General features: G+C 71.9%; 14 protein-coding genes. 7 read left to right on the top strand and 7 right to left on the bottom strand.

Translation table 11 applies throughout. From position 1 onward, the window contains the following. The first annotated feature begins 84 nt into the window (after positions 1-84). The 3 genes from AB0J72_RS31265 (at position 85) to AB0J72_RS31255 (ending at position 1,617) form a co-directional block, all read left to right on the top strand. Complete coding sequence (locus tag AB0J72_RS31265) at positions 85-684, top strand: ABATE domain-containing protein (RefSeq protein WP_363404806.1); 600 nt, start codon at positions 85-87, stop codon at positions 682-684. Then, positions 684-1,208, top strand: a complete 525-nt coding sequence (locus tag AB0J72_RS31260) for a DUF6886 family protein (protein WP_363404804.1) — start codon at positions 684-686, stop codon at positions 1,206-1,208. Before AB0J72_RS31265 ends, AB0J72_RS31260 begins: the two co-directional genes overlap by 1 nt. 103 nt (positions 1,209-1,311) lie before the next feature. Further along, positions 1,312-1,617: a DUF3817 domain-containing protein gene (locus tag AB0J72_RS31255; RefSeq protein WP_363404802.1), complete on the top strand. Its 306-nt coding sequence runs from the start codon at positions 1,312-1,314 to the stop codon at positions 1,615-1,617. A gap of 14 nt (positions 1,618-1,631) precedes the next feature. On the opposite strand, the gene AB0J72_RS31250 is transcribed toward AB0J72_RS31255, so the two are convergent. From AB0J72_RS31250 to AB0J72_RS31225, 6 genes are all read right to left on the bottom strand, one after another. Continuing rightward, entirely contained in the window at positions 1,632-3,506 is a 1,875-nt protein-coding gene (locus AB0J72_RS31250; protein WP_363404800.1) for a ricin-type beta-trefoil lectin domain protein, read from the bottom strand. A 93-nt stretch (positions 3,507-3,599) separates the two neighbouring features. Further along, positions 3,600-4,535 carry a hypothetical protein gene (locus AB0J72_RS31245; RefSeq protein WP_363404798.1) on the bottom strand — a complete coding sequence of 312 codons (936 nt, stop codon included), beginning with the start codon at positions 4,533-4,535 and terminating at the stop codon, positions 3,600-3,602. Positions 4,536-4,557: 22 nt separating this feature from the next. Further along, entirely contained in the window at positions 4,558-6,291 is a 1,734-nt protein-coding gene (locus tag AB0J72_RS31240; protein ID WP_363404796.1) for a glycoside hydrolase family 13 protein, read from the bottom strand. Next, entirely contained in the window at positions 6,288-7,133 is an 846-nt protein-coding gene (locus AB0J72_RS31235) for a sugar ABC transporter permease (RefSeq protein WP_354897637.1), read from the bottom strand. The genes AB0J72_RS31240 and AB0J72_RS31235 overlap by 4 nt, the downstream gene beginning before the upstream one ends. Next, a complete protein-coding gene (locus AB0J72_RS31230; protein ID WP_363404794.1) occupies positions 7,130-8,659 on the bottom strand; it encodes an ABC transporter permease subunit in 1,530 nt (509 codons plus the stop codon). The genes AB0J72_RS31235 and AB0J72_RS31230 overlap by 4 nt, the downstream gene beginning before the upstream one ends. A 2-nt stretch (positions 8,660-8,661) precedes the next feature. After that, a complete protein-coding gene (locus AB0J72_RS31225; protein ID WP_360565787.1) occupies positions 8,662-9,915 on the bottom strand; it encodes a maltose ABC transporter substrate-binding protein in 1,254 nt (417 codons plus the stop codon). A gap of 230 nt (positions 9,916-10,145) precedes the next feature. On the opposite strand from AB0J72_RS31225, the gene AB0J72_RS31220 reads away from it, so the two are divergent. The 4 genes from AB0J72_RS31220 to AB0J72_RS31205 are packed head-to-tail and all read left to right on the top strand — an operon-like array spanning position 10,146 to position 15,372. Then, positions 10,146-11,159, top strand: a complete 1,014-nt coding sequence (locus tag AB0J72_RS31220) for a LacI family DNA-binding transcriptional regulator (RefSeq protein ID WP_363404792.1) — start codon at positions 10,146-10,148, stop codon at positions 11,157-11,159. A gap of 58 nt (positions 11,160-11,217) precedes the next feature. Further along, positions 11,218-12,744 (top strand): glycoside hydrolase family 13 protein, encoded by a 1,527-nt coding sequence (locus AB0J72_RS31215; protein ID WP_363404790.1) that lies wholly within the window; start codon positions 11,218-11,220, stop codon positions 12,742-12,744. Between the two features lie 53 nt (positions 12,745-12,797). Then, positions 12,798-13,739 (top strand): hypothetical protein, encoded by a 942-nt coding sequence (locus tag AB0J72_RS31210; protein WP_363404788.1) that lies wholly within the window; start codon positions 12,798-12,800, stop codon positions 13,737-13,739. Between the two features lie 4 nt (positions 13,740-13,743). After that, positions 13,744-15,372, top strand: a complete 1,629-nt coding sequence (locus tag AB0J72_RS31205; RefSeq protein WP_363404786.1) for an insulinase family protein — start codon at positions 13,744-13,746, stop codon at positions 15,370-15,372. 63 nt (positions 15,373-15,435) lie between these two features. Here AB0J72_RS31205 and AB0J72_RS31200 read toward each other — a convergent pair whose 3' ends face one another. After that, positions 15,436-17,535, bottom strand: coding sequence for a carbohydrate-binding module family 20 domain-containing protein (locus tag AB0J72_RS31200; protein WP_363404784.1), 2,100 nt, complete (start codon positions 17,533-17,535; stop codon positions 15,436-15,438). Positions 17,536-17,547 lie beyond the last annotated feature (12 nt).

Raw genomic sequence — 17,547 nt, 5'->3', positions numbered from 1 at the left:
GCTGACCACCTTCCTAACGGATGCCTGCTCCTCCATCCATTAGTACACGACCAAATGGTTTCCGCAATGCCTTACCATTAGGACGTGGAGCCGTTGCCGGTCGAGCTGATGAACACCGTCCGGGCGGACCGTGACGGCGTGCACGACACGATCGCCGACCCGGCCGCCGCCGCACGCTGGCTGAGGGAGGCACACCCCCATGCCCCCGACGCAGCGGGAGTCGGCATCGCCGGGTGGGAGGCCGTCGCCGAGCTGCGCGACCTCCGCGACGCCCTGCGCGTGCTGGCCGCCGCGGCCACCGGCGACGACCGGGAGCCGGCCGGGCCGTCCGCCGGGGATCTGGCCACCGCGGTCACCGTCGTCAACCGCGCCTGCGCCCGCGCCCCCTCATGGTCGGAGCTGCACTGGCCCGACCCCGACGACGACAACGGCGGTCCGGAGCGGGCGGTGCGGACGGCGCACGCCCCGGCGCTCGCCGCGGTGGCCGCGATCGCGGAGGAGGCGGTGGCGCTGTTCGCCGGCCCGGACCGGGCGCTGCTGCGGGCCTGCCGCGCGCCGGGTTGCGTGCTGTACTTCATCCGCAACCATCCCCGCCGGGAGTGGTGCTCCGACGGGTGCGGCAACCGCGCCCGCGTCGCCCGGCACTACCACCGCCACCACGGCGGATCGAAGGAGGACGGCTGATGCGGCCCGAGCCCGGGCAGGTGCTGCACTTCTCCGAGGACCCGACGATCACCAGGTTCGTGCCGCACGTGGCGGCGACCGCACGGGAGACCGAGCCCTACGTGTGGGCCGTCGACGACAGGCGGTCGCCCGACTACTGGTTCCCGCGGCAGTGCCCGCGGGCGATGGCGTGGGCCGGGCCGGAGACGACCGGCGACGACCGCGACCGCATCCTCGGCCCGGGCTGCGGCGAGCGGGTGCACGCCGTCGAGTACGGCTGGCTCGAGGCGATCCGGACCGCGCGCGTGTACGCGTACCGGCTGCCGGCGGCGCCGTTCCGGCCGCTGGGCGACCACGCGCACGTCGCCGTCGAGCCGGTGGTGCCGCTCGGGCCGCCCGAGCCGGTCGGTGACCTCCTCGCCCTGCACGCCGCCGCCGGAATCCAGCTCAGGGTGCTGCCGGTCCTGTGGCCGTTCTGGGACGCGGTCGTGGTCAGCACGCTGCGGTTCAGCGCGATCCGGATGCACAACGCCACACCCCGCTGACGTCCGGGCGCACGCCAAAGGCCCGGCGGCAGCGGCGTGAGGCCGGTCACCGCGGAGGTGACCGGTCGCGGCCCGGGTCCGCGGCGAGGTGCAGGCTGTCGCGGTGGACAACAATGCCGCGCGGGTGTTCCGGTACGCCGCGATCGGGGAGGCCTGCTCCTGGCTCGGCCTGCTGGTCGGGATGTTCTTCAAGTACGTCGTCGTGGAGAACGAGATCGGCGTGAAGGTGTTCGGGCCGATCCACGGCGCGATGTTCGTCGCCTACCTGGCCGCGCTGGCGTGGGTGACCGTCAAGGAGCGGTGGGGCTTCGCGCGGCTCGCGGCCGGTGCGGCGGCGTCGATCCCGCCGTTCACGACGCTGCTGTTCGAATGGTGGGTCAGGCGCACGCCGGCCGTGGCCCGCGCCTGACCCGGTAAAGCCTGTCAGGCGGGCAGGGTCCAGCGCTGGTTCTGGCCCGTCCCGCACGCCCAGATCTGCAGCTGGGTGCCGTCGGCGGAGCTGGGCCCGGTGGCGTCCAGGCACTTGCCGAGCGCCCGGAGCGTGCCGTCGCCGGGAGCGGACCAGGTCTGGGCCGCGCTGCCGTTGCAGTCGTACAGCTGGACCTTGGTGCCGTTCGCGGAGTTGGCGGCGGCCACGTCGAGGCACTTGCCGAGGGCGCGCAGGGTGCCGTCCGTGCCGACGGTCCAGGACTGCGCGGTGGTGCCGTTGCAGGTCCACAGCTGGATCTTCGTGCCGTTGGCGGTGGCCGCGCCGGCGACGTCGACGCACTTGGCGCCGTAGCCGGTGATGGGCCCGACCCGCGTGGACGGGGTGCCGCTGTCGGCGCCGGCCCACAGGTACGTGCCGACGGTCTTCGCCGGCAGGGTGCTGGCGATCTGCTGGGTGCCGACCCGCAGCGTGAATGCCTGCGCGGCGGCGGTCTGGTTGACCACGACGGTGACGAGAGTGCCGTCGGGGTTGAGGAACGCGACGTTCGTGACGCTGCCGGTGCTGCCGTAGCCGGTGGCGACGCGCCGCGCGCCCGGCTTCACGAACTTCGAGAACTGGGCGACCATGTTGTAGTCGGGCAGCCCCCAGAACGTGTCGCGGTTGCTGGTGCTCTGCACGAGCATCGTCGGGTCGGGCGAGCCGGACCAGCGTTCGGGTGCGCGGTTCTGGTCGAGCATGCTGACCCAGCCCTCGTACAGGGTGGCGTTGTTGCGGAAGTACTGCACGATCCGGTCCGCGCCCGAGGTGCCCCACACGGACCGCTCGGTCATCAGCATGTCCTTGTCGGGGTAGGACGCCTTCACGGTGCTCATCGCCGACGGGTCGCCCGCGTAGTCGTGGAACGCGATGCCGTCCACCGAGGAGTAGGCGTCGGAGTGGGCACCGGCCGAGCCCAGGACGCCGGCGGCGTAGGAGACCGACTCGGAGAAGTTGTGGTCGAAGGCCCAGATGCGGGTGCTGAGCCCGTTGGCGGACAGCTCGGTGCGCAGCGCCTTGGCGAGCTGCCGCTCCTGGTCCGCGGAGACCAGCATGCCGGGGTAGTCCGGCGGGGAGAACAGCGGCTCGTTCTGCAGGGTGAGCGCGTGGATCGGGATGCCCTGCGCGGTGTACGCCTGCACCGCCCGCCGGTAGTACGCCGCGAGGGTCGGGATCTGGGCGGTGACGAGGCTGCCGCCGATGATGGCGTTGTTGGTCTTCATCCAGCCCGGCGCCGACCACGCGCTCGCGAACACCTTGATGTCGGGGTTGATGGCGAGGGCCTGCCGGACGGTGGCGATGATGCCGTAGTCGATGTCGCGCTGGATGGAGAAGCGCGACAGCGACGGGTCGGCGGCGCCGTCGTCGTAGGTGTAGAAGTCGTGCGACGTGAAGTCGCTGGTGCCGAAGGTGATCCGGATGACGTTGAAGCCGGCGCCGGTGGCCGGGTCGACGAGCGCGCGCAGGGCCCGGTCGCGGGCGCCGGCGCTCATCCTGGACAGGTTGTAGACCGTCGACTCCTCGAGGGAGGAGCCGACGCCGAGGATCGTCTGGAAGCGGTTGTTCGTGTCCGCGGTGATGGTGGGTGTACCGGCGGCCGCCACGACGGGCACGTCGGCCTGGCGGGACAGCTGGTAGGGCGTCCCGGCGAGGCCCGTGGCGGGGCTGGTGTACCAGTTGCCGTTCTTCGGTTCGTAGCCGGCGGTGCGGGACTCGGAGCTCCAGTAGACCTGGACGCTGGTGGCGGCGGCCTGAGCGCTGGGCACGCTCAGGCCGACGACGGTGGCTGCGGCGAGGACGGACAGGGCGAGCAGCGGTCGGGTTGGGACCATGAAGGGTGCTCCCTGGCGGAGGGCGGGAAGAGCGAAAACTTCAGGACCTGAAATAAGTCCCGACCGAACTCTCCGCAATAGGCAGCCAACCTGTCAATAGGTGGCCACGTTGAGCTTCCCGCGCGCGTCGAAGTAGCCGATGGTGTCGTGGAAGCCGTCGGTGCCCACGCCGACCGCGGACGCCGACTGCAGCTCCGACGCGTACACGTAGAAGCAGGTCGGCCGGCAGCCCTGGGAGTAGCCGCGGCGCACGGACCCGTCGGTCGCGCGGAACCAGACGTAGAGGTCCGCCGGGTGCGACGTGAGCCCGAGCCCGCCCGTGGCCGGCTGCTGCCCGGGCTGGATCACGGTCGAGCGGTTGGTCAGCACGGCCGAGCCGGTCGTGACGGTGCCGAGGTTGATGCTCCCGTCCGCGCCGGTCCAGCCGAGGAGCAGGCCGTTCTCCGCGCCGGAGTCGTCGAACACGAGCGCCGGGCCGTAGGGCGTGGTCTCGGCGAGGGTCACCCGGTCCTGCAGGGAGAAGCCGCCGGGGCATCCACCGGATAGCCGGGCGACGTTGATCCGGCTGTCGGTGCCGGTCCAGGCGATCCAGCGGATGCCGGCGCCGTCGGCGGCGAGGGCCGGCGAGCGGTCGGTGCGCACCCCGGTCAGCGCGGTCCGGCACTGCAGGCCGGCGCCGCCGGTGTACGCCACCGTCAGCGTGTTGCCGTTGTTGGCGGCGGACCAGGCGAGCCGGACGCCGGGACCGTCGGCGCTCAGGGCGGGTCCCTCCCCCTCCGGGGTGCGCTCGACGACGCTGTTGTCCTTGGTGAACGTGCGCCCGCCGTCCACCGACGTGCCGATGATGAGCTGCTTGCCATAGGTGCCGGAGGTGGAGCCGGCCCACGAGGCGTAGAGGCGGCCGCCGGCCAGGGCGAGCGCGGGCCGGCCAGATCCGGTGTGGACGGTGGTGTAGGCCGCCGCCGTGCCCGGGATCAGGCAGATCGCGAGCAGGGCGGCGGCGGGCAGCGCGAGACGACGCAGAGACATGACAGTCAGTGAAGGGAAGGCATCACGGTCGGTCAATCGGTGTTGCCATGAATTGCCAAACCTGGAAGGTCGGCCCGTCGGCCGGGGCCTCGGCGGCGCCGCCGTAGACGTTGACCGCACCGGTGAGGGGCAGGCGCACCGGCGGGCCGAACGCGCGGCGGGCGAAGACCAGCAGGCGCTCCGACGCGGTCTCCCGCCAGAACGCGATGGTGTCGGCGTCGGCGTGCTCGACCCGCATCCCGCCGTGCCGCAGCGCGGGGTGGTCGCGGCGCAGCCCGAGCAGCGCCCGGTAGCGGGCCAGCGTGGTGTGGTCCCAGCCAGCCTCGTCGTGCCACGGCATCGGCTGCCGGGACTCCTCGCCCCACGCGCCGGTGAGGCCGATCTCGTCGCCGGCGAAGAGCATGGGCACGCCCGGCAGGGTCGCGAGGAGGCCGGCGGCCACCTCGACCCGGCCGGGGTCGCCGGCGACGGTCCGCACGCGCGGGGTGTCATGGGTGCTCAGCGCCGTCCAGGAGTGCGTCCACGACCGCCACGACATGCTCGCGGAGACGGCGCGCATCGCCGTGACGACGGCGTCGCCGCCGCGGGTCGGCACGCCGCCCGGGACGCCGAGGAAGTCCGGCAGCGCCAGGTCCGGCCCGCGCAGCCAGGTCCACAGTGGACGGGTGAAGCCGGCGTAGTTCATGGTGCCCTGCCAGCCGCCGAGGTCGAGGTCGCCGCCCGCGCCGTGGGCGTGCTCCGCGACGAGCATCGCGTCGGGCCGCACGTCGCGCACCGCGCGGGCGACGAGCCGCGACACCTCGTGGGTGAGGTCGTCGGTGCCGTGCCGGCCGGTCATGTTGGCCACGTCCACCCGCCAGCCGTCGAGGTGCTCCAGCCAGCGCTGCAACGGGTCGACGAACGCCTTGCGCAGCCCGGTGGAGTTCCAGTTGAGCTTCGGCAGGCTCGGCACCCCGTACCAGGAGGCGTAGGTGCCGTCGTCAGCGTGGTAGTAGCGGTCCCGGGCCGCCGGGTCGTGGAACCACTCGTGGGCGTCGCCGGTGTGGTTGGTGGTGATGTCGCCGACGAGCCGCATCCCGCGGGCGTGCAGCGCGTCGGCGAGCCGGGCGAGGGCCGCGTCGCCGCCGAGCAGCGGGTCGACGGTGTCGAACGTCGACGCGTCGTAGCGGTGGTTGGAGCCGGCCGGGAAGAACGGGGTCAGGTAGACGGTGTCGGCGCCGAGGGACTGGATGTGGTCCAGGCGGCCGGCGATGCCGTCGAGGTCGCCGCCGTAGATCTGCCGGCTGGTGAGCTCGCCGCGGCCGACGACCGGGGCGTCCCAGCCGCACGGCACCGCCCACGAGGGCAGGGCGCGCTCGGCGTACGCGGCCGACCGGGCGAACCGGTCCGGGAAGATCTGGTAGATGACGGCGTCGCGGATCCAGGCCGGCGGCGCGGGGTGCGCCACCAGCCTGAAGTCCGTCGTGTCCGCGACCTCGTGGCCCGCAAGACCGGTCGCGGTGAACCAGTTTCCGTCGACCAGGAACCGGTAGGGCGTGACGGGGTTGTGCACGGGGATCGTGGCCCGCCACCACAGCTCGTCGCCGCGGCGCTCGGCGACGGCGTCGCTGAAGCGCGGCTCGCCGTCCAGGACGGACCGGACGTGCACCTGCCGCACGCCGGGCGACGTGCGCAGGAAGACCTCGACGTCGCTGCCGGGCGCCGGGGACTGGTCCGGGACGTGCAGCTCGGAGCCGTCGTGGTGGATCATCGTCATCCTTTCACCGCACCCGCGGTCAGGCCCGACACGATGTACCGCTGCAACGACTGGAAGACGAGCACCGTCGGGATCGCGGTCAGCAGCGACCCGGCGCAGAACATGCCGAAGTTCGCGTTGCGCTGCCCGGCGATCAGCCCGTACAGGCCGACGGCGAGGGTCTTGGAGTCGTCGGAGCGCAGGAAGGTGTTGGCGAGGAGGACCTCGTTGATGGTGCCGATGAAGCCGAGCAGCGCGGTGACCGCGAGGATCGGCGCGATCAGCGGCAGCGTGATGCGGAAGAACGTCTGCGCGTGGGTGGCGCCGTCCATGACCGCCGACTCGTCCAGCTCCCGCGGGACGGTGTCGAGGAACCCCTTCATCAGCCAGGTGTTCACGCCGAGCGCGCCGCCGAGGTACAGCAGCATCAGCCCCCACGGGGTGTCCAGGCCGAACGCCGGGTAGAAGTCACCGATCTCGGCGAAGATCAGGTAGATGGTGACCACCGCGAGGAACTGCGGGAACATCTGGATGAGCAGCAGCGCCATCAGCCCGACCCGCCGGCCGGCGAAGCGCATGCGGGAGAACGCGTAGGCGGCGAGGACCGACAGGAACACGGCCGTCGCGGCGGCGATGCTGGCGATGACGACGGAGTTGACGTACCAGCGGCCGAAGGCGGTCTTGCCGAACAGGTCCGTGAAGTTCGCCGTGCTGGCCCCGGTCGGGTACAGCTCGGTGGAGCTCAGCGACCCGACCGGGTTGAACGCCGCGGACACCACGAACACGATCGGGAAGAGCGAGAACACCAGGGCGGCGATCCCGACGGCGTGCCGCCAGCCGATCCTGCGCATCCACTTGGTCATGAGTAGACCTCTTCCTGCTTGCGGCTGCGCCGGAAGCCGATCAGCGACACGACGGCCACGATGGCGAAGATGTAGACCGAGATCGCCGCGGCGAAGCCGAACTGCGCGCCGGAGCCGCCGAACGCCAGCCGGTACGTGTAGGTGATGAGCAGGTCGGTCGCGCCCACGGTGGAGTCGTCGGGCGGGAACGGGCCACCCTCGGTGGTCAGGTAGATCGCGTTGAAGTTGTTGAAGTTGAACGCGAACGAGGCGATCAGCAGCGGCGTCAGCGCGACCAGCAGCAGCGGCAGGGTCACCTGGCGGAAGCGTTGCAGCACCGAGGCGCCGTCGATGGTGGCGGCCTCCGTCATCTCCTTCGGGATGGCCTGCAGCGCGCCGGTGGCGACGAGGAACATGTACGGGTACCCCATCCACAGCTGCACGAGGATGACCGCCATCCGGGCCGTCCACGGCTGGCCGAACCAGTCGACGTCGAGGCCGAAGAACCGGTTGATGAGCCCGAACTGCTGGTTGAACATGTCCCGCCAGACGAGCAGCATCGCGAACCCGGGCATCGCGTACGGCAGCACCAGCAGCACCCGGTACACGCTGCGGCCGCGCAGCCGGTCGGCGTTGAGCGCCAGGGCGCAGCCGAGGCCGAGCCCGAACGTGACGAGCACGGACCCGATCGCGAACGCGAAGTTCCACAGCAGGGTGCCGAGGAAGTGGCCGGAGATGCGGGAGTCGGTGAGGACCCGGGTGAAGTTGCTGAACCCGACCGACACCTTCCAGCCCTGCGGGAGCCGCTCGCCGTCGGCGGCGACGAAGCTGCCGGACGCGCCGTCGGCCTTCCACTGCTTGCCGCTGCCGCGGTCGGTGACGCAGTCGCAGCCGCCGTCGTAGAACTGGGTCGCCTGGCCGTTGTACGCGCGGGTCAGGCCGGACGCGCGGACGGCGCCCTCGCCGGTCGGCACGCTGAACGCGAGGATGTCGTCGTTGCGGAGGTTGGCCTCGCCGAGCGTCAGCAGCGTGTAGCCGTCGGCCTCGACGATCCGGCCGCCCTCGACGGTGAACCGCGCCGGGTGCAGGCCGGTGCCGTCGCCGACGAACGTCGCGCCGGTCTTGTCGACCAGCAGGAAGACGATGGCGCCCTCCCGGGTGGCGACGGCGAGGTCGTACTCCATGGAGCCCGGGACCTGCTTCACCGACGCGCCCTGCACGGCGGCGATCGCGTCGGCCTTGCTGCCGCGGTGCCCGTCGCCGTAGTTGGTGAACGCCGTGCTCGCGGTGTAGAGCACCGGCAGCGCCTGGAACGCGAGCAGGAAGACGGTGCCGGGGACCAGGTACTTGGCGGCGATGTGCCGCGGGGTCAGGTAGACGTAGAACAGCAGCGCGGTGGTCGCGGCGAGCACCGCGAGCCAGCCCCAGGCGTGGGCGTCGACCAGCGGGAGGGCGGCCGCGATCGCCAACGCCAGCCCGGCGCCGAGCAGGGCGATCTTGATGGTGGGGCCGGCGAGCGAGCCGCCTCCCCGCTGGGTCGTCGTCATGGTTACTTGTTGATCGCTTCGGCGATGGCCTTGCCCGCGGCGGTCAGCGTCGACTGCACGTCGGCGCCGCCGACGATCGCGGCCTCGGCCTTGCCGAACGGGTCCCACACCGCGGCCATGGCCGGGATCGCGGGGAGCACGGCGCCGCCCTTGCCGGCGTCGAGCCACTTCTGGATGTCGGGGTCGCTGCCCTTGACCTGGTCGAGCGCGGCGACGAGCGCCGGCGGGCGCGGGTTGGCCTGGTACAGCGCGACCTGCAGGTCGGGCTTGGTCAGGTAGTTGGTGATGAACTCGTTCGCGAGGGCCTTGCTACGACCCTTGCTGGCGACGTAGAACGCCTGCACGCCGACGAACGGCTGGGCGGGCTTGCCACCGGCGAACGCCGGGATCGGGGTGATGTCGTACTTGACGCCGGCCTTCTTGATGTCGGCGACGGCCCACGGGCCGGAGATGAGGAACGCGGTCTTGCCGCCGGTGAACGTGGGGATGGCGTTGTCACCGGTGATGGAGCGGGTCAGCGCGCCGCTGCCCTTCTCGCCGAGCGCGGCGATCTTCTTGAACGCCTCGATCGAGGCCGGCTTGTCCACGCCCAGGTCGGCGGGGTCGTAGTCGCCGTTCGCCTTCTGCCCGAACAGGTAGCCGCCGGCGGACGCGTACAGCGGGTACGCGTGGTACGCGTCGCCGTTGGTGCCGACCTGCAGCGACATGATGTTGGTGACCTTGCCGGCCGTCTTCAGCGTCTGGCCGGCCTTGACGAGGTCCTCGATCGACGCGGGCGCGGTCGGCGCCAGGTCGGTGTTGCGGATCAGGGCGAGGTTCTCGATCGCGTACGGGACGCCGTACAGCTGGCCGTTGAACGTGACGGCCTTGACCGCGACCTCGGCGAACGCCGACTTCTGCGCGTCCGGCAGCTGCACCGGGTCGATCGCGCCGTTCTGGACCAGGTTGCCGATCCAGTCGTGCGCGCCGACGACGATGTCCGGGCCCTTGCCCGACTGCGACGCGGTCACGAAGTTGGTCTGCAGGTCCTTGGAGACCGCCTGGACCTGGACGGTGACGCCGTTGTCCTTGCCGAACTTCTCGGCGAACGGCTTCAGGGCCGCGGAACGCTGGTCGTCGGCCCAGATGGTGAGGGTGCCGCCGGCCGCCTTGGAAGCGTTTGCGGAACCGGCCTTGTCGCCGTCGCTCGTGCCGCAGCCGGTAAGTGCCAACGACAGAGCCGCAAGGGTGACGACACCCGTGATGCGGATGCGCATGGGGGAATCTCCTGTTCGGACAGGGAAGTGGGGTGTGCAGGGTGTGGTGCGCGGCCTCCTGGGAGGGAGCCACGGGGAATGCGCCTGAGCGGGGTGTGACGGGCGGGTGCCGGGTCGCGATTCCAACAGCACCCGCGCGTCGTGGCCGAACGCTAGCAAGAGCTTGCGTCGAATGAAAGACCTTGCATCGACCTTTCACAAACACCGGTTCGATGCTTTACAGTCGGCCTATGTCCACCGAGCCACCCCGTGCCCGGCTCGCTGACATCGCCCGGCAGGCGGAGGTCAGCGAGGCGACGGTGTCCCGCGTGCTCAACAACCGCGCCGGCGTCAGCGCGGACACGCGGCAGGCCGTCCTCACCGCGCTCGACGTGCTCGGCTACGAGCGCCCCGAGCGGTTGCGCAAGCGCAGCGCGGGCCTCGTCGGGCTGGTCACGCCGGAGCTGGAGAACCCCATCTTCCCGCTCTTCGCCCAGATCATCGAGTCGGCGCTCGCGCAGCACGGCTTCACGCCCGTGCTGTGCACGCAGACCCCGGGCGGCGTGACCGAGGACGAGTACGTCGAGATGCTGCTGGACCGGTCCGTCGCCGGGATCATCTTCATCTCCGGCCTGCACGCCGACACCACCGCGGACCACGACCGCTACCGCAAGCTGATCGACCGGCCCCTGCCGATCGTGATGATCACCGGGTATGTCGCGGGCCTCGACGCGCCCTGCATCTCCTGCGACGACCGGCTCGCCAGCCAGACGGCGGTCGACCACCTCGCATCGCTCGGCCACACCCGCATCGGCCTCATCTCGGGCCCCGACCGGTTCTCGCCGGTGCAGCGCAAGCTCACCGGATACCGCACGGCGATGCAGCGCCACGGCCTCGACGAGATGGTCGAGCTGTCCCTCTTCGGCGTCGAGGGCGGCGCCGCGGCCGCCGACCGGCTCATCGCGCGCGGCGCGACCGGACTCGTCTGCGGCTCGGACCTCATGGCGCTCGGCGCGATCCGCGCCGCCCGCGCCCGCGGCCTGTCGGTGCCGAAGGACGTCTCCGTCGTCGGCTACGACGACTCGCTGCTCATCGCCTTCACCGACCCGCCGCTGACGACCCTGCGGCAGCCGGTCCGGGCGATGTCCAACGCCGCCGTGCGCGCCCTCGTCGACACCATCAACGGGCAGCCGACCCCGCACTCGGAGTTCCTCTTCAACCCGGAGCTCGTGGTCCGCGGCTCGACGGGCATCGTCGCCCGCTGACGGTCCTCCTCCGCTCTTTCTCCCCTCTTTCGCCTTTCATCGCAAGGGACCCTTCACCGTGCCTTCTTCCGACGTGCCTTCCAACTGGTGGCGCACCGCCGTCATCTACGAGATCTACGTCCGCAGCTTCGCCGACGGCAACGGCGACGGCGAGGGCGACCTCATCGGGCTGCGGGAGCGCCTGCCGTACCTGCGCGACCTCGGCGTCGACGCGATCTGGCTGACGCCGTTCTACCGCTCGCCGATGGTCGACGGCGGCTACGACGTCGCCGACTACCGCGACGTGGACCCGCTCTTCGGCTCCCTGGCGGACTTCGACGCGATGCTCGCCGCGGCGCACGCCCTGGACATCCGCGTCATCGTCGACATCGTGCCCAACCACACGTCGTCGCAGCACCCGTGGTTCGCCTCGGCGCTCGCCGCCGGACCAGGGTCGCTGGAGCGCGACCGGTACATCTTCCGGCCGTCCTCCGAAGAGCCCCCGAACGACTGGGAGTCCATCTTCGGTGGCCGCGCCTGGACCCGCACCGCCGACGGCGAGTGGTACCTGCACCTGTTCGACCCGGGCCAGCCCGACCTCAACTGGGACAACGCCGACGTCCGCGCGGAGTTCGAGTCGGTGCTGCGGTTCTGGCTGGACCGCGGCGTCGACGGCTTCCGCATCGACGTCGCCCACGGCATGGTGAAGGCGGCCGGCCTGCCGTCCGTCGGGCACCCGCAGCAGATCGGGCTGCTCGGCCGGGAGCCGCTGCCGTACTTCGACCAGGACGGCGTCCACGAGATCTACCGCGCCTGGCGGAAGATCCTCGACTCCTACCCCGGCGACCGGATGGCCGTCGCCGAGGCGTGGGCGTCCACCCCGCTGCGGCTGGCCCGCTACGTCGCCCCCGACGAGCTGCACCAGGCCTTCAACTTCGACTTCCTCGCCGCGCCGTGGTCCGCCGCGCAGCTGCGCGCCACGATCGACGCCTGCGTCGAGGCCGCGGACAGCGTCGGCGCCCCCACCACCTGGGTCCTGTCCAACCACGACAAGGCCCGCCACGTGACCCGCTTCGGCTCGCCCGGCATCGCCCGCGCCGCGGCGCTGCTCATGCTGGCCCTGCCGGGCGCGGCCTACCTGTACCAGGGCGAGGAGCTCGGCCTGCCGGAGGTCCTGGACCTGCCCGACGACGCCCGCCAGGACCCCGTGTGGCACCGCTCCGGCGGCACCGACCCCGGCCGCGACGGCTGCCGCGTCCCGCTGCCGTGGGACGCTTCCCTGCCGGCGTACGGCTTCTCGACGACCGGCCGCTCGTGGCTGCCGCAGCCCGACTGGGCGTCCCTGGCCGCCTCGGCGCAGCAGGGCGTGCCGTCGTCGTTCCTGGAGCTGTACCGCACGGCCCTCCGCCTGCGCCGCACCTTCACCGGCCCGCTGACCTGGCACGACTCCCCCGCCGACGTCCTGGACTTCAGCCGCGGCGGCGTCCGCTGCGTGGTCAACCTGTCCGGCGCCGCCGTCACGGTCCCGGCGGGCTCCGTCGTCCTGTCCAGCGGCGACCTGCCGGACGGGGCGCTGCCGCCCGACACGGCGGTCTGGCTGCGGTAAACCGTCCCGTCAGGGGGCATCCGGGGCACGGCGGGTCGCATATGCTGCCCGCCGTGCCGTTTCAGATGCCGGTGCCGGAGAGCCAGCCGGTCGACCTCTTCACCGAGCTGCGCCGTCTCGCCACCGACGCCGGCCGGGGTGACTGGCCCGCCGTGGCGGCGTTCCTCGGCGGGCTGCGGTCGCTCGACGACCTCGCGGTGGCGTGCGTCCAGATCGAGGACAAGCTCGACGACCAGGTCCTCGAGCGGGTGCCGTACGGCGACCCGGCCTGGGTGCTGGCACACACGATGCTCGGGGTCCGCACCGTGCTGCGCGGGTGGAGGATCCGCGGGACCGGCTGGGCCCGCAACGTCACGCAGCAGCAGTGGGCGGGCTTCCACGAGCACCTCAACCGGGCCGAGCAGATCCTCATCGACGTCACCGCCCGCGAGCCGCGGGCGGGCTACGCGTGGCTGGAGCGGATGATCATCTGCCGGGGCATCTCGCTCGGCCACGACGAGGCCCGGCGGCGGTACGACCGGCTGAGCGCGCACCACCCGTTCGCGTACATCGCCGGATACCACCTCGTGCAGCAGCTGCAGCCGAAGTGGGGCGGCTCCTGGGAGAAGGTGTCCGACTTCGGCGCCGAGCTGCTGCGCACCGCCCCGGCCGGGTCGCTCGGGCCGCTGACGGTCCTCGCCGGGCACATGGAACGGTTCCATGCCTCCGACTCCGACGCCGAGGGCACCGCGCTCCTGCGCGCCCCGGCCGTCGTCGCGCAGATCCACCAGGTCGCCGACCAGACCGTCCGGCACCCCGCGTTCCAGGGCGGCTACCGGTTCTACACCGCGCACGACTACTTCGCGATGCTGTTCTCCCTCATCGGCGACCACGCGGCCGCGGCGCCGCACTTCCGGGCCCTGGCCGGGCGGCGCACCCCGCTCTGGGCGTCGTACTTCGACAACCCCGGGACCGCGTACGCCAACCTCCGTGACCGCGCGCTGGCGAGAGGCTGATCCCGTGCTGCACCGCACCGACGTCGACGGCGTCCCGACGCTGCTCGCGCCGAGCTCCGGCCCGATGACCGCCGGGCTGACCTTCCGGGTCGGCCTGGCCGACGAGGGCGCCGCCCGCATCGGCATCACGCACCTCGTCGAGCACCTCGCGCTGCACCGGCACGGCGTCGCCGACTACCACTACAACGGCGCCACCGGCAGCGTCGTCACGCACTTCCACATGCAGGGCAGCGAGCGCGACATCGTCACGTACCTGGAGATGGTCTGCGACTCCCTCGCCGACCTGCCGGTGCAGCGGCTGGAGACCGAGAAGGCGATCCTGCGCACCGAGGCGGCCGGGCGCGGCGGCGGCGTCAACCGGATGCTGCCGATGTGGCGGTACGGCGCCCAGCACTACGGCCTGGTCAGCTACCCCGAGTGGGGCATCGACCGGCTCGGCCCCGACGACGTGCGGGCCTGGGCGAACGCCTGGTTCACCCGCGCGAACGCCGTGCTGTGGATCTCCGGCGACCGGGTCCCGCCGGGCCTGCGGCTGCGCCTGCCGGCCGGGACGCTCCGCCCGGTGCCGGTCGCCACGACGATCCTGCCGGCGGCACCGGCGTACTTCACCGGCGCCGGCGGCGGCGTCGTCTTCGACGGCGTCATGCGCCGGCACGTGGCCGGTTCGCTGTTCGCCCTGATGCTGGAGCGGGAGCTGTTCCGGTCGCTGCGGCAGGAGGGCGGCCTGTCGTACGCGGCGAGCGCCTCCTACGACCCGCGCGGCGACGGCATGGCGGTGGTCACCGCGTTCGCCGACGCGCTGCCGGAGAAGCAGGGCGCGGTCGTCGGCGGTTTCGTCGACGTCCTCGCCGGGTTCCGGGTCGGCCGGATCACCCAGACCGAGCTCGACGCGGTCCGCGCGAAAGCCGACGAGGCGCTGCGCCACCCCGACGCGCCCGCGGGCCAGCTGCCGGGCCTGGCCACCGACCTGCTCACCGGCGCGCGGCTGCGCACCCTCGACCAGCTGCGCGGCCAGCTGTACGCCGTCACCCTCGCCGACGTGCACGACGCCGCCCTGCAGGTCCTCGGCTCGGGGCTGCTGCAGGTGCCGCCGGGCAGCCGCGCCGACTGGGCCGGGTTCGCGGCGGCGCCGACGACGTCCACGGACGTGCTCCCCGGGCACACGTACCGGGCGCTCGACGGCTCCGGCGCTTCGCTCGTCCTCGGCGCGGACGGGGTCAGCGTCGTCGAGGGCGCGTGCCGGGCGACGGTCCGCTACCGCTCCTGCGCGGTGATGCACGCGTGGCCGGACGGCGCGCGGCAGCTGATCGGCCTGGACGGGATCGCGGTGCTGGTCGAGCCGGCGCTGTTCGCCGCGCCCGCGGACACCACCGCCCGCATCGACCGGTCCGTGGACCCGTCGATCGTCCTGCCGATGCCGGCCCGCAAACCGGACGACATCCCCCGCCCGTCGCCGGCACCCGCCACCGGCACGTTCCCGCCGTCCACCGGCAGGTTCCCGGCCCCCACCGGCGGGTACCCGCCGGCGACCGGTGTGATCCCGCGGACCATCGCGGTGCTCCCGCCCGACGGCACGTTCCCGCCCTCCAATGGCAGGTTCTCACCGGCGACCGGCTCACCCCCGCCGGCGTGACGCTGGTCCGCGGAGGTGGGCCCGGGCCCGCGCGGCGCGGACCCGGGCTCTTCCGTGGGGTGACTACTTCCAGGTGGCGTTGACGGTCTGGTTGGCGGTGCCCGTGTTCAGGGTGCGGTTGGCGCCGCTCTCCCAGGTGACGTTGCCCGCGCCGTCCTTCTTGATGAACTTGTACTCCACCGCGGTGTTGGACGGCAGCGTGACGGTGCCGGACCAGACCGGGTAGTTCGCGGAGGACAGGGCGATCGCGTTCGCCGTGTTCCAGGAGCCCAGTGCGGGGATCGAGCCGACCACGTACACGTTCTGGCCCAGGACGGTGGTGACGGTCGCGTTGAAGGTGACCGCCGGGTTCGTCGTGGACGAGCCGTTCCAGGTGGTGTTGACCGTGCCCGTGCCGTTCGCGGGCACCGTGTACGTGTGGTTGCTGCCCGGCTCCCAGGTGACGGCGCCGGCGCTGGTCTTGGTGATGAACTTGTACTCGACCGCGGCGCCCGCCGGGAGCGTGACGGTCTTCGTCCAGGCGGAGCCCGAGGCGGTCATGGGGATGGCGTTGGCGGTGTTCCAGGAGCCGAGCTCCGCGACGGAGCCGACCAGGTAGACGGGGTTGCCCGTAGGCGCGCCGGTCACCGTGAACGCGACGCCCGCCGGCACCGGCGACGAGGTGGACGGCGTCGGCGACGGGGTGCCGCCGGTGACGCGGGCGTTGACGTGCAGCGCCACGGCGTCCTTCGCGCCCGCGCCGACCGTGGCCTGGCCGGAGCCGTTGACGGTCACCGTCGGGCCGCTGCACGTGCCGGAGGAGGCGGTGTAGTCGCCGTGGACGACGTCGCAGTACACGCCAGCCGGCAGGCCGGTGCTGAACGTGCGGGACGCGACCGATCCGCCGCCGTTGTTGATGAGCGTCCAGCCGAGCGCGCCGCGGGAGAAGGCGATCGCGTTGGAGCCGTCGCTCCACCAGTTGCCGACGGTCGTGCTGGCCTTGGTGGCGTTGTGGAAGCCGACCATGTTGCGGACGGAACGCTGCCGGTGCTGGCACTCCCAGCCGCTGCCGCAGGTGACGCCGGTGACGTAGCCGTTGGCGTCGGCGGGCGGGGACGCGTCGTTGTTGGTGAAGCTGAACGAGCTCATCACGTTCGGGGTGCCGTAGTTCCACGCCAGCATGAAGACCGTGGCGAGGGTGTCGGTGCTGCCGTTCTTGTAGCTGAGGGTGGAGCCGTTGCGTTCGGTGTCGTGGTTGGACACGAACGCGGTCGCCTTGTCCGACGGGCGCAGCCCCCAGCTGGTCCCGAACGTCTGCAGGTTCGCGATGCTGCCGGTGAACTGGTTCTTCAGGTTGGTGGCGTAGTTGAACTCCAGGACCCCGCCGATGCCCTCGTAGGCGGCCATCGACAGGTTGCCGCTGCCGCCGGGCATGACCTCCTGCGCCCAGTACACGTTCTGGTTCGTCAGCTTGCCCTTGATGGCGGCGAGGTCGGCCTGCGCCATGTGCTTGGCCGCGTCGATGCGGAACCCGTCGACGCCGACGCTGATCAGGTCGTTGAGGTAGCCGGCGATCTTCGTGCGGACGTAGTCGGTCTCGGTGGCCAGGTCGGAGAGGCCGACGAGCTGGCAGTTCCAGACCTCCGTCTGGTTGTTCCAGTCGTGGATCTGGTTGTCCGCCTGGGGGCAGGCGCCCGGGTTGTGGTGGAAGTCGTTGTACCCGTAACCGGCGCTCGGGTAGCTGTAGTTGTTGGTGAACGACGCCGGCCCGTACGCGGTCGTCGAGGACTGGTTGGCGCCGGTCATGTGGTTGATGACGGCGTCGACGTACACCTTGACACCCGCGGCGTGGCAGGCGTTGACCATCGCCGTGAACTGGGCCCGGGTGCCCATGCGGCTGTTGAGGTCGTAGGCGGCCGGCTGGTAGATGTCCCACCACGGGTGGCCGGCCACGCTGATCGAGTCCTCCGGTGGCGCGACCTGCACGGCGCCGTAGCCGGCGGGGCCGAGGACGTTGGTGCACTCGGTGGCGATGGACGTCCACGGCCACAGCCACAGGTTGGCGATGACGTCGTCGGAGGCGACGGACGCGTCGGCCTCACGGTCGGCGGACAGCAGCGGGTAGGCGAGCGCGCCGGTCATGGCGAGCGCGACCGCGCCGATACTCAGCAGTCGTTTCTTCACGAACGAACTCCA

It is taken from the genome of Dactylosporangium sp. NPDC049742, assembly GCF_040674675.1.
GTDB classification, from domain to species: domain Bacteria; phylum Actinomycetota; class Actinomycetes; order Mycobacteriales; family Micromonosporaceae; genus Dactylosporangium; species Dactylosporangium maewongense.
This window is presented reverse-complemented; position numbering and strand designations above follow the sequence as displayed.